The organism is Klebsiella ornithinolytica (assembly GCF_030505655.1).
GTDB lineage: Bacteria > Pseudomonadota > Gammaproteobacteria > Enterobacterales > Enterobacteriaceae > Klebsiella > Klebsiella ornithinolytica.
In genome coordinates this window covers 3,465,719-3,478,244 of sequence record NZ_CP130153.1, presented here as the reverse complement: position 1 = coordinate 3,478,244, position 12,526 = coordinate 3,465,719, and the positions used below count along the sequence as shown (strand labels likewise).

Sequence of the window (12,526 nt, the reverse complement as noted above, 5' to 3'; positions counted from 1 at the left end):
CCTAAATATTTCGAATTGCTGCTCAAAAACACCTCAGGCATTGTTGAACAGCGCTTGCACTGACCCCGAAGGGACAAGGCCACAGGCCAGGTTACGCGGCAAGTGAGCGACAAATTCGTCAGGAACGAACCTGAACAGTCGACGATGCCTCTGGCGAGGGACAAAGTGGTTCCTCATTTTGCCGATTGCGACCCGATGAGCTTACGCAGGTAAATGATTCGGGTAAACCAGCGTCGCCAATGCACATGCAGCTTGAAGTATGACGGGTATATAAGGGCAAACCGCTAATATTCAATGTTGATGATTATCCGCGATTGACCCGTATTCGCCAACCTGATTGACGGTGAGAGGACCCGCCACGGGGAAAGATTCTGATAGATATGCGCTGACTAATCAAATATCCATTTGATTTATCTTTACTTTTTTCTTATTACGCGACAAAAACTTACCGTTTCAGTGATTTACGCGTTGTGCTATGCCATATATACTCGTGCATCGGCTATCAGCAACCAGATGGATTACATGTACCAACCTGCCGCACTCTTTATCGGCCTTCGCTACATGCGCGGGCGCGCAGCCGACCGCTTCGGTCGTTTCGTCTCCTGGCTATCCACCATCGGCATTACGCTTGGCGTGATGGCGCTGGTGACCGTGCTTTCGGTCATGAACGGCTTCGAGCGCGAGCTGCAGAACAACATCCTGGGGCTGATGCCGCAGGCCATGATCAGCGCACAGCAGGGCTCGGTGAACCCTCAGCAACTGCCGGAAAGCGCCATCAAATTACAGGGCGTTACGCGTATTGCGCCATTAACGACCGGCGATGTGGTGCTGCAAAGCGCCCGCAGCGTCGCAGTTGGCGTGATGCTGGGTATCGACCCGACGCAAAACGATCCGCTCACTCCCTATCTCGTTAACGTGAAGCAAAGCGATCTTCAGGCCGGGAAATATAACGTTATTCTGGGCGAACAGCTTGCCGGTCAGCTGGGGGTCAACCGCGGCGATCGGATTCGGGTCATGGTGCCCTCAGCCAGTCAGTTCACGCCAATGGGGCGGGTGCCCAGCCAACGACTGTTTAACGTTATCGGCACCTTTGCCGCCAACAGTGAAGTGGACGGCTATCAGATGTTGACCAATATCGACGACGCCTCGCGCCTGATGCGCTACCCGCTGGGTAACATTACCGGCTGGCGTCTGTGGTTGAGTCAGCCTTTGCAGGTGGATACTCTCAGCCAGCAGGCGCTGCCGCAGGGAACGAAGTGGCAGGACTGGCGCGAGCGGAAAGGCGAGCTGTTCCAGGCCGTGCGTATGGAAAAAAATATGATGGGCCTGCTGCTGAGCCTGATCGTGGCCGTTGCGGCGTTTAATATCATTACCTCGCTGGGGATGATGGTCATGGAAAAACAGGGCGAGGTGGCGATTTTGCAAACCCTGGGGCTAACCCCGCGACAGATTATGCTGGTCTTTATGGTCCAGGGGGCCAGCGCCGGGATCGTCGGCGCTTTGCTTGGCGCCGCATTCGGCGTACTGCTTGCCAGCCAGTTAAATAATTTAATGCCGATTATCGGCGCGTTCCTTGACGGCGCTGCGCTGCCGGTCGCAATCGAGCCTTTACAGGTGACGATTATCGTTCTGGTGGCCATGGTGCTGGCATTGTTATCAACGTTGTATCCTTCCTGGCGCGCTGCCGCCACTCAACCCGCTGAGGCTTTACGTTATGAATAAGATCCTGCTGCAATGCGACAATCTGTGCAAACGCTATCAGGAAGGCACTGTGCAAACCGACGTGTTGCACAATGTCAGCTTCAGCATTGAGGAAGGGGAGATGATGGCGATTGTCGGTACCTCGGGTTCCGGGAAAAGTACGCTGCTCCATCTGCTCGGCGGACTGGATACGCCGACCTCCGGCGATGTGATCTTCTCCGGGCAGTCGATGAACCGGCTCTCTGCGGCCGCGCGAGCCGACCTGCGTAACCGTGAACTGGGTTTTATCTATCAGTTCCACCACCTGTTGCCGGATTTCACCGCCCTTGAAAACGTGGCAATGCCGCTGCTGATTGGCAAACAGAAAGCAGCGGATATTGAACGTCAGGCTAAGGCGATGCTGCATGCCGTGGGGCTGGAACACCGCAGCAACCACCGCCCGTCAGAGCTATCCGGCGGCGAGCGCCAGCGAGTGGCGATTGCCCGGGCGCTGGTCAACAAGCCGCGGCTGGTGCTGGCGGATGAGCCGACCGGTAACCTCGATGCCCGCAACGCCGACAGTATTTTTCAGCTGCTGGGGGAACTGAACGTTGCCCAGCGCACCGCTTTTCTGGTGGTGACCCACGACCTGCAACTGGCCAAACGGATGAATCGCCAGCTGGAGATGCGTGATGGCCATCTGGACGCGGAACTGACCCTGATGGGGGCCAGGTAATGACTTCTCCGTTATCGTTATTGATTGCCCTGCGTTTTAGCCGCGGGCGGCGGCGTGGCGGCATGGTGTCGCTGATTTCGGTGATTTCAACCATCGGGATTGCGCTCGGGGTGGCGGTATTGATCGTCGGCCTCAGCGCAATGAACGGTTTTGAACGTGAGCTGAACAACCGAATTCTGGCCGTGGTGCCGCATGGCGAAATCGAGCCGGTGAAGCAGCCGTGGACCAACTGGAACGACGCGCTGGCGAAGGTGGAAAAGGTTAAAGGGATCGTTGCCGCGGCGCCGTATATTAACTTCACCGGGCTGGTGGAGAGCGGCAGCAACATGCGCGCCATTCAGGTCAAGGGTGTCGATCCGCAGCAGGAAAGCCGCCTGAGTTCGCTGCCTCAGTTTGTTCAGAATAACGCGTGGGCTAATTTTAAAGCCGGCGAACAGCAGGTCATTCTCGGTAAAGGGGTGGCGGATGCGCTGCACGTGAAGCAGGGCGACTGGGTTTCCATCATGATCCCCAACTCTGACGCCGAACATCAGCTCCTGCAGCCGAAACGCGTCAGGCTGCATGTGACCGGGATTTTGCAGCTCAGCGGCCAGCTCGATCACAGTTTTGCGATGATCCCGATGAGCGATGCCCAACAGTATCTGGAGATGGCTGGCAGCGTGACCGGGATTGCGATTAAAGTTACCGATGTGTTCCACGCCAACACGCTGGTGCGTGATGCCGGCGAAGTGACCAACAGCTACGTTTACATCAAAAGCTGGATCGGGACTTACGGTTATATGTATCGTGATATTCAGATGATCCGCGCCATTATGTACCTCGCGATGGTGCTGGTGATCGGCGTGGCCTGCTTTAACATCGTTTCCACCCTGGTGATGGCGGTGAAAGATAAAAGCAGCGATATTGCGGTACTGCGCACGCTCGGGGCGAAAGATGGCCTGATCCGCGCCATTTTTGTCTGGTATGGTTTGCTTGCCGGTTCGGTCGGGAGCCTGATTGGCGTGGCGATCGGCGTCATTTGTGCGCTGAATCTGACGTCCATCATCAACGGCCTCGAATACCTGATCGGGCACAAATTCTTGTCCGGCGACATCTATTTTATTGACTTCCTGCCGTCTGAACTGCACTGGCTGGATGTTATTTATGTGCTGGTGACGGCACTGTTGCTGAGTTTGCTGGCCAGCTGGTATCCCGCCCGCCGCGCCAGCCGCATAGACCCGGCGAGGGTGCTGAGTGGCCAGTAATTCAGTGGATTGCGGGGGATGAACTCGTAGGTCGGGTAAGGCGAAGCCGCCGCCTGACATTGCGCCCGCTGGCGCTTCGCTTGCGCGGACCTACAAGAACTTCTGTCGTCCACTCTTTACGTCCTGACCTTTTCGGTCAGTAAAGAGGAATTGCTATGTACTACGGATTTGACATTGGTGGCAGCAAAATAGCGCTGGGCGTGTTTGATAGCGCGCGGCGATTGCAGTGGGAAAAACGCGTTGCCACGCCGAAGGAGAGTTATGCCGACTTTCTGCAGGCGGTAGAGGCGCTGGTCCATGAAGCTGACAGCCGCTTTGACTGTCAGGGGACGGTGGGGATTGGGATTCCGGGAATGCCGGAAACTGCGGACGGCACGCTGTATGCTGCCAATGTTCCCGCAGCCAGCGGTCAGTCGCTGCGCAGCGATCTGAGCGCCCGGCTCGGGCGTGAAGTCCGTCTGGATAACGATGCCAACTGCTTTGCTCTCTCCGAAGCCTGGGACGATGAATTTACGCAATATCCGCTGGTCATGGGGCTGATTCTCGGTACCGGAGTGGGCGGCGGCCTGGTCCTCAACGGTAAATCGATTACCGGACATAGCTATATTACCGGTGAATTTGGCCATATCCGGCTGCCGGTGGATGCGCTGGAGGTGGTGGGACGTGATTTCCCGCTCACCCGCTGCGGCTGCGGCCAGCTGGGCTGCATTGAAAACTATCTCTCCGGCCGCGGTTTTGCCTGGCTCTATGAACATTTCTATCAACACACCCTGACTTCACCCGACATCGTGGCGCTCTGGCAGCAGGGCGATGCGCGGGCGCGTGAGCACGTCGAACGCTATCTTGACCTGCTGGCGGTCTGTCTGGGTAATATTCTGACTATCGTTGATCCGGATCTGCTGGTGCTTGGCGGAGGATTGTCTAACTTTACTGCCATAAGCGAAGGGCTGGCGCAGCGCCTGCCGCGACATTTACTTCCGGTTGCCCGGGTACCGCGTATTGAACGTGCGCGCCATGGCGATGCCGGAGGTATGCGCGGTGCGGCCTTCCTTCATTTGACTCATTAACCACAGGGGGAGCTATGTTGTCGCGCCGCTTACACCGATTGAGCCGTTTTCGTCGCAATAAACGTCGCTTGCGTGAACGTCTGCGCCAGCGGATTTTTTTTAAAGAGGATAAGGCGGCTGTGGAAACAGTAGATAAACCCAGGGTTGTGGTGCTGACCGGCGCCGGCATTTCGGCGGAGTCAGGTATTAAAACGTTTCGCGCGGCCGATGGTTTGTGGGAAGAGCACCGGGTGGAAGATGTGGCGACGCCGGAAGGCTTCGCCCGCGATCCTGCGCTGGTGCAGGCATTTTATAACGCCCGTCGCCGGCAGCTGCAGAGCCCCGAGATAGCGCCGAATGCGGCACATCAGGCGCTGGCGCGGCTGGAAGCGGCGTTGGGCGATCGATTTGTGCTGGTCACCCAGAACATTGATAACCTGCACGAACGCGCGGGAAACCGCCGGGTGATTCATATGCACGGCGAGCTGTTGAAGGTGCGCTGTTCGTGGAGCGGACAGGTGCTGGAGTGGACCGGAGACGTCACGGCGGAAGATAAGTGCCACTGCTGTCAGTTCCCGGCGCCGCTGCGCCCGCACGTGGTCTGGTTTGGGGAGATGCCGCTGGGGATGGATGACATTTACAACGCGCTGGCCGATGCCGATATCTTCATCGCCATTGGCACTTCCGGGCACGTTTACCCGGCGGCAGGTTTCGTGCATGAAGCCCGTCTGCAGGGAGCGCATACCGTGGAGCTCAACCTCGAACCCAGCCAGGTCGGCAGCGAATTTGCCGAAAAACACTACGGTCTGGCGAGCGAGGTTGTACCGGCATTCGTCGACCGGCTGTTGAAAGATCTCTGATTCCGTCGCGCGATGGCGTTGATTGCCGGGCGCGAAAGACACCAGGCCGCTCTATGTTTTTCATAGGCGGCCTGTTTCATATCGGCCCGATCGTTCCCGCCGGGTATGACAGCAGAGCAGGCGGCAAACCGGAGCAACGGCCAGCGCTCCCCGGTTATGCAGGCCGCGCCACGCGCCACGTTTTATAACGCTTTGTGCATATTGATGACCGCGCGGGCGTTGGACGCGCTGGTGGCGAGGACATCGATGACGCCAGTGCGCAGGGCGCCGAGTATCGCCGTTGCTTTGGTACTTTCCGAGGCGATGGCAATGACGCAGGGGATGGACCGCAGTTGTTCAAGACTCAGGCCGATAACCCGATCGTTCATAACGGTATCGACCGGTTTCCCCTGGATATTGAAAAAACTGTATCCGGCGATATCTCCCACCACTCCCTGATCCTGCCGGGCTGTCGCAATCTCTTTGGGGGAAAACCAGCCGAGCTGAACCATAAAGCTGTTCTCATTCATATCGCCGAGACCAATTATCGCAACGTCAGCTTTGCTGGCCTGCTCAAGGGTCGCTTTGATGAGGCGGTTTTGCATAAATGCCGCTCGCAACTCCGGAGTTTCAACATATGCAGGGGCGTAGAGCGTTTCACTGAAGCCGTTAAATTTACGTGCCAGGTTACGGCTGATGTGATCGGCATCTATGAGCTGGTTGTCGCGTTTGGTTCCGCCGATTCCACAGATAAAACGGCAGTGCCGCTCCGGGAAGATCCCAACGTGGTTGGCGACGGCAGCCACATTGCGCCCTTGTCCGACGGTCACCGTCATATCATTCTTTAAGATGCCGGCAAGGTAGTTACTGACCAACGCCGCCACCTGCTGACGTTGTTCGTCTTCATCATGGTGGTCCAGGGCGATTAAGGCGCGTTTGATGCCGAAATGGGAAATAAACTGCTGCTCTATCTGCGAGCTAAAGACCGGGTGATATTTCACGCTGATCTCCACAATCCCTTCCTGTCGGGCTTTTTTCAGCAGCCGACCGACTTTAATCCGTGAAATGCCGAATCGCTGGGCAATCTCTTCCTGAGTTTGTTCCTGGTCATAATAGGCCACGGCAATTTCGGTCAGCAGTGCATAATCTGGGTCTTGTTCAGTCATCGTTTGGTGTTTCCATCTCTGATGTCCGCCTAATATTACTGCGACTTAAGAATAAATTCCTGTGTAACGCGTTGAACGATTTCACAATAGCCAGTGGCGTCCCAGGCCGCCCGGCCAATGAAGAGACCGTCGACATCCTCTTGTTGCAGTAATTCCACCGCATTTTGCTTGTTAACGCTGCCGCCGTAGAGCAGGGGGATTTGCAGCCCGGTTTCCTGACCAAAAAGTTCACATAGCCCCTGGCGTAGCGCCCGATGGATCTCTCCTGCTTGCTCCGGACGGGCCGGCGTACCCTGTTCGCCAATCGCCCAGATTGGTTCATAGGCAACAAGCGTGTCTACAACCTGCTGCCGGCTTAAGCCATGAAGGGCGATTTTCATCTGACGGACGACCGTTTCGCGCGAGACCTGCCAGCTTTTCTCTTCGGCGCTGTCGCCAATACATATCAGCGGACGCAAGCCATGACGCAACGCGCTATGGACCTTTCTGTTAATGGCGGCGTCGGTTTCGTTGAAGGCACCGCGTCGTTCGGAATGACCGAGCTCAACAAGCGTCGCTCCCGCTTCCAGCAGCATGTCTGCGGATATTTCACCTGTCCATGGACCGCTGTCGGCTTCATGCATATTTTGCGCGCCGGTCAGACAGCGAATATGTCGCTCCTGCAAATAGCGGCTGACCGGATGAATGGCCGTAAAAGGAGGGATGACAAAAGGCTGAATATCCGGATGAACAACCTGCCCCAGACGCTGCGCCAAAATCTCGCACCATTGCATCGCTTCGGAAAGCGGCTTGTTCATCTTCCAACTGGTGCCTAACCAAATTGTCTTCATCTTTCGTTCTCCATCGTAAGTAAATCAATGCGTTGTGAACATGGTTTATTCACCGCTGTGAAAGATTGAACTTTTTATCACCGTGTGAACATATGTTAGATCACATTTTTTTATTAAATAATTCGGTTGATTTTTTTATGTGACAAAGATCACCAATATCTTCTTAATCCTCAGGTAATGTTTTGCTCATATGATTAGCAAGTGAACATATGAACAAAATGACGTTCAACTACGAGAGGCCCACGATGTCACAAGAAAAAAAACCTGTTGTCGCAATCACTATCGGCGATCCTGCTGGGATCGGCCCGGAGATCACCGTTGCCACCATGATGGATAAAAGCGTGTATGACGAGTGCCAACCTTTTCTGATTGGATCGATCCCCATTGTCGCCCGGGCGATGAAGATCATGGGATGTGATTTTGCGTTGAACAAAATCACACACCCGGAGGAAGCGCTGTATCGCTGGGGAACCATCGATGTGATGGAAACCGGCGATTACGATTGCGACAGCATTGAATGGGGAAAAGTGCAGCAGTTGGCGGGAAAAATGTCGCTAGATTATGTGATGAAATCCATCGAATTAGGTAAAGCAGGCCTGATTGATGTGGTCTCGACGGCGCCGATTCATAAAGAAGCGATTAAGCTGGCAGGCTGTAAATTACCGGGTCATACCGAGATCTATCAGGTTGAAACGCAGTCAGATTATGGCCTGACGATGTTTCATGTTCAAAAATTGCGGGTGTTCTTCGTCAGTCGCCATATGGCGTTGAAAGCGGCGTGTGATTATGCCAACAAAGAACGCGTGCTGGCCTGCGTACAGCAAATTCACCATGAGTTCACCGCCCTCAAAATTGCCAATCCGCGTATCGCGGTTGCGGCGCTTAACCCGCACGCTTCTGATAACGGCCTGTTTGGTCACGAGGAAGCGGACAACCTGATTCCGGCGGTGAAGGCGGCACAGGAGATGGGAATCAATGCGATTGGCCCGGTTCCGGCGGATTCGGTATTCCATCTTGGCAAGCAGGGACGTTATGACGCGATCCTTTCCCTGTACCACGACCAGGGGCATATCGCCTGCAAAACCCTCGACTTTGAACGCTCCATTACTATCACCTTCGGCCTGCCGTTTATGCGCAGCTCCGTTGACCACGGGACCGCTTTCGATATTGCCGGTACTGGCAAAGCAGGAACCGTCAGCATGCTGGAATCGACGCTGGTCGCGGCGCGTTACTGGAAAATGAAACATCAATAATCGCGGGCGTTAATGCGAATCAATGAGGACAAAGAGATGGAAAAGCATCTGTTGATTAGCAAAGGCAGTAAAGGCTGGGGTGGGCCGCTGACGATTGATATCCATCAGAGCAAAAAGATTGCTTATATCACCGGGGGATTGGTTCCCCCGGTTGTTGAACGACTGAGTGAGCTGACCGGCTGGCCTTCCGTTGACGTCTTTAAGAACGGCGAGCCACCGGAAGACGAAATTGGTTTGATGGTTATTGATTGCGGCGGTACGTTGCGCTGTGGGCTCTATCCGAAACGGGGTATTCCGACTATCAACCTGCATCCAACCGGTAAAAGCGGTCCGCTGGCGGAGTTTATTCATGAAGGCATCTATGTTTCCGGCGTGACGCCGGCCTGCATCGAAATGGTCTGGCCGCAAGGGGAAGGCGGTAAGCTGGGGATCGTCGCCGACGATCTGACCGGTGCGACCACCGTTGGGGTATTACTGGCGCGCAGCGGTTTAAAAACCGCCGCGTTCTTCGATACCGAATCCTTCGCTCGCAATGAGGTGGAGTATCCGGCGATGGTGGTCAGCAGCGACAGCCGTCCTCTGCCGAAAGCGGAAGCCCAGCAGCAGGTCAGCGCCGCGGTGAAACAGCTGCAGACCCGCGGCGCGCACTACTTTACCAAGCGTATCGATACCACCCTGCGCGGCGGCATAGGTTTTGAAATCGACGCCATGCTGGAGCAACTGCCGCTGGAAACGGTTGCCGTTGTGGTGCCGGCTATGCCGCAGTCGCGGCGTATTCTGGTTGGCGGCTACTCGGTGATTGACTCCGTCGCGCTTTCACGCACAGATGTGGCACGCGATGTACGCACTCCGGTTACCGAGTCCTGGGTGCCGGGGCTGCTGGCGGCGCAGACTCATCATCAGGTTGGACATATCGCGCTGGCCTCGGTGATGAAAGGCGAGGGGCAGTTGCAGGAGGATCTCCAGGAACAGCAGCAGCGCGGCGTGCGGGTGATTGTGGTCGATGCCATTACCGTGGAAGATGTCGATGCGATTGCCGGGGCGGTGGTTGCGCTGAACTGGAACGTACTGGCGGTCGACCCGGGCCCCTTTACCGAACGACTGGCGGTGCGTCGTGGCCTGATGCGGGAGACGCGAAGTAGCGTATCAGCGACGACGGCAGCGGAAAGCCAGCGCGGATCGATTCTTGTGGTTGCCGGCAGCGCAACGCCGGTGACGAAAAAGCAGCTCCAGCATCTGATCGCCAATGATGAAAGGGTTTGCCACATCCCCGTTGACGCCGAGCTGTTGGTCGACAGGAAAAACGCCGCTGAAATCGAAGTTAATCGCGTGGTACAGCATGCCCGGCAGTGCGTACCGGCGCAGCAGAACGCCATATTCGTTTTTGAATCAGCGTTAACCGGACGACTGCTGGATCTACAGGAAGAAGAACAGCGCTTTGGTCTGGCGCACGGTCAGGCTGCGAAAAATATTAACCAGGGATTGGGGAATATTGTCCGTGAAGTGCTTAGCTGCGCGTCGGGAGAAATTAAAGGTCTGTATATGACCGGTGGCGACACGATGGTGAATGTTCTTAAAGAACTCGGCGCCACGGGAATTGAAATGATTGACTATGTGATACCGCAAACCGATATGGTGCGTATTATCGGCGGCGATTATGCCGGCCTGATTTGCATTGGCAAAGGCGGTTTAACCGGGCCGGATGATATTATTAGCACCATTGTCGAAAGAATTTATAAAGAAGCACAGCAATAATTAATAATTCATATAAATAAAAATCGGCGTAATGGTCGTCTGGGTAGTATTGCGTCGTTATCTCTGTCAAATCATAATTTATGAGTTACCCTATGAACATAAATATACTTGAAAAGATGAATAAGGTGCCAGGCGGTTTAATTATTATCCCACTGCTTGCGGCGATTTTTATTAATACCCTGGCCCCCGAAGTGCTGGGCATCGGTGGCCCGACAACCGCATTATTCAAAGTCGGTTCCAGCGCGATGATGGGGATTTTCCTACTCATTTGCGGCACCTCGATTAATATCCGTCAGGCCGGGCTGCCGCTTTATAAAGGTGCGGTACTGCTATTCCTTAAATGTCTCGCCGGCGCGCTGGCAGTGTGGGCTGCGGGGGCGCTGTTCGGCCCTAACGGTTTCCTCGGGATTTCCACGCTGGCGCTGATTGCCTGTTTAACCAGCTCCAACAGCTCGCTGTATATCGCGCTGTGCAGCAACTACGGCGATGCCAGCGACGCCGGGGCGATCTCCGTCTTCTGCGTCAAGGACGGCCCGTTTGTTACTATGATGGTGCTGGGGGTCAGCGGCCTGGCCAATATTCCTTTCGCCGCGCTGCTGTCGATGCTGATCCCGCTGCTGATTGGGATGCTGTGGGGCAACCTTGATGAGCGCTTTAAACAGCTGTGCGCCGCCGCTCAGCCGCTAATCATTATTATTATGTCGTTTGCTATCGGCGCCAATTCCAGTATCAACACGGTATTTACCGCCGGTCTGTCGGGGATCCTGCTCGGCATTATCTCTGCGGTGACCGGCATTGTGTTCTATTTTATCTACAACCTGTTCCTGAAGAAGAAAACCGCGCTGGGAGCCGCGCTGGGTACGACGGCAGCCAGCTCGGCGCTGACGCCAGCAATGGTCGCTCAAGCCGACCCCTCGCTGACGATGTACGTTGATGCCGCCACCGCACAGCTGGCGACGGCGAGCATCATCACGATGATTACCGCGCCGGTACTGGTGGCCTGGTTTGATAAACGTCTGAAAAAGCGCGCGCCGGTGGTTGAACCGGTGAAAGAAAAGAGCAGTGAAGAGAAGGTGGCATTATCTTCTCATGCCGCAAAAGGAAACAAATAATATGACTGTGCCGTTGTATTCATTACTTATCACGGCTGTCGGGGAGTATGTTGAAAACTATCTGCAGGAACAGAAGCTAATCTTATTCTCTGAGCCCGTTCCTGACGATATTGCGATGTATTGCGCGGTACACCGGGGCAGTGAGCTAACGGCTGAATTATCACCCGGGCAGATAATGAAAATAAATCAGGCTATTTATCGGGTGACGGCGGTAGGTAGTGTTGCAACGGCAAATTTAAAACAGCTTGGCCATATCACTTTAAATTTTGATGGTGCTGCAACGGCTGAATTACCGGGGATGGTACATCTGTGTGGTCAATCACCACATGATATCCAGCGTGGTGACCGAATATCTTTCTATCAGGATCTAAATTAAGACCTGGAGCTAAATTAAGGAAATTATCATGAAAACAATCGCTATTGGTGCGGATGATGCCGCCTATGCTTTCCGCGACGCTATCGTCGCTTATCTGAATGGGCTCGGGATGAAGGTCGCGGATTACAGCAGCGATAAACGCCAGGGCAGTACGGTCTATCCGGATGTTGCTCATGCGGTGGCGATGTCGATAAAGCAGGGCGAGCACGATCGCGGCATCCTGATTTGCGGCACCGGTATTGGGATGAGCATTGTGGCGAATAAAGTACCGGGAGTACGTGCCGCCCAATGCCACGATACTTTCTCCGCCGAGCGGGCGCGCAAAAGTAATAACGCGCAGATTATTACCCTTGGCGCGCGCGTGATTGGCCCGGAGCTGGGCAAAAAAATTATTCAGGCCTGGCTTGAATCCGAATATGAAGGCGGCGGCTCCGCGTCAAAAGTGGAGCGTATCGACTATTACGAACACCAGCACGCCAGAGATTAATA

Annotated in this window: 12 protein-coding genes; 10 read left to right on the top strand and 2 right to left on the bottom strand. The window is 55.0% G+C overall.

Features of this window, described 5'->3' with window-relative positions:
- Positions 1-522 precede the first annotated feature (522 nt).
- The 5 genes from lolC to cobB all read left to right on the top strand — a co-directional run bounded on the left by lolC (position 523) and on the right by cobB (position 5,566).
- On the top strand, positions 523-1,722 hold the full coding sequence (gene lolC / locus Q1L34_RS16680) for a lipoprotein-releasing ABC transporter permease subunit LolC (protein ID WP_015584636.1): 1,200 nt from the start codon (positions 523-525) through the stop codon (positions 1,720-1,722).
- The gene (gene lolD, locus Q1L34_RS16675) at positions 1,715-2,416 is read left to right on the top strand and encodes a lipoprotein-releasing ABC transporter ATP-binding protein LolD (protein WP_004860555.1); all 702 of its coding nucleotides are present in this window, start codon (positions 1,715-1,717) and stop codon (positions 2,414-2,416) included. Before lolC ends, lolD begins: the two co-directional genes overlap by 8 nt.
- The gene (gene lolE, locus Q1L34_RS16670; RefSeq protein WP_004860557.1) at positions 2,416-3,660 is read left to right on the top strand and encodes a lipoprotein-releasing ABC transporter permease subunit LolE; all 1,245 of its coding nucleotides are present in this window, start codon (positions 2,416-2,418) and stop codon (positions 3,658-3,660) included. The genes lolD and lolE overlap by 1 nt, the downstream gene beginning before the upstream one ends.
- Positions 3,661-3,815: 155 nt before the next feature.
- Positions 3,816-4,727, top strand: a complete 912-nt coding sequence (nagK, locus tag Q1L34_RS16665) for an N-acetylglucosamine kinase (RefSeq protein WP_004860559.1) — start codon at positions 3,816-3,818, stop codon at positions 4,725-4,727.
- 14 nt (positions 4,728-4,741) lie between these two features.
- The gene (gene cobB / locus Q1L34_RS16660; protein WP_004860561.1) at positions 4,742-5,566 is read left to right on the top strand and encodes a Sir2 family NAD+-dependent deacetylase; all 825 of its coding nucleotides are present in this window, start codon (positions 4,742-4,744) and stop codon (positions 5,564-5,566) included.
- A gap of 182 nt (positions 5,567-5,748) precedes the next feature.
- On the opposite strand, the gene Q1L34_RS16655 is transcribed toward cobB, so the two are convergent.
- Both Q1L34_RS16655 and Q1L34_RS16650 read right to left on the bottom strand, forming a co-directional pair.
- Positions 5,749-6,711: a sugar-binding transcriptional regulator gene (locus Q1L34_RS16655; protein WP_004860563.1), complete on the bottom strand. Its 963-nt coding sequence runs from the start codon at positions 6,709-6,711 to the stop codon at positions 5,749-5,751.
- 35 nt (positions 6,712-6,746) lie between these two features.
- On the bottom strand, positions 6,747-7,541 hold the full coding sequence (locus Q1L34_RS16650) for a triose-phosphate isomerase (protein WP_004860565.1): 795 nt from the start codon (positions 7,539-7,541) through the stop codon (positions 6,747-6,749).
- Between the two features lie 245 nt (positions 7,542-7,786).
- Here Q1L34_RS16650 and pdxA point away from each other — a divergent pair, with 245 nt between their 5' ends.
- The 5 genes from pdxA (at position 7,787) to rpiB (ending at position 12,524) form a co-directional block, all read left to right on the top strand.
- Positions 7,787-8,794, top strand: coding sequence for a 4-hydroxythreonine-4-phosphate dehydrogenase PdxA (gene pdxA / locus Q1L34_RS16645; RefSeq protein ID WP_004860567.1), 1,008 nt, complete (start codon positions 7,787-7,789; stop codon positions 8,792-8,794).
- A gap of 36 nt (positions 8,795-8,830) precedes the next feature.
- A complete protein-coding gene (locus Q1L34_RS16640; protein WP_088402228.1) occupies positions 8,831-10,549 on the top strand; it encodes a four-carbon acid sugar kinase family protein in 1,719 nt (572 codons plus the stop codon).
- 92 nt (positions 10,550-10,641) lie between these two features.
- Positions 10,642-11,661 carry a 2-keto-3-deoxygluconate permease gene (locus Q1L34_RS16635; RefSeq protein WP_211843608.1) on the top strand — a complete coding sequence of 340 codons (1,020 nt, stop codon included), beginning with the start codon at positions 10,642-10,644 and terminating at the stop codon, positions 11,659-11,661.
- 1 nt (position 11,662) lies between these two features.
- A complete protein-coding gene (locus Q1L34_RS16630) occupies positions 11,663-12,037 on the top strand; it encodes a PTS glucitol/sorbitol transporter subunit IIA (RefSeq protein ID WP_032717213.1) in 375 nt (124 codons plus the stop codon).
- A gap of 28 nt (positions 12,038-12,065) precedes the next feature.
- The gene (gene rpiB, locus Q1L34_RS16625; RefSeq protein WP_004860583.1) at positions 12,066-12,524 is read left to right on the top strand and encodes a ribose 5-phosphate isomerase B; all 459 of its coding nucleotides are present in this window, start codon (positions 12,066-12,068) and stop codon (positions 12,522-12,524) included.
- Positions 12,525-12,526: the final 2 nt, after the last annotated feature.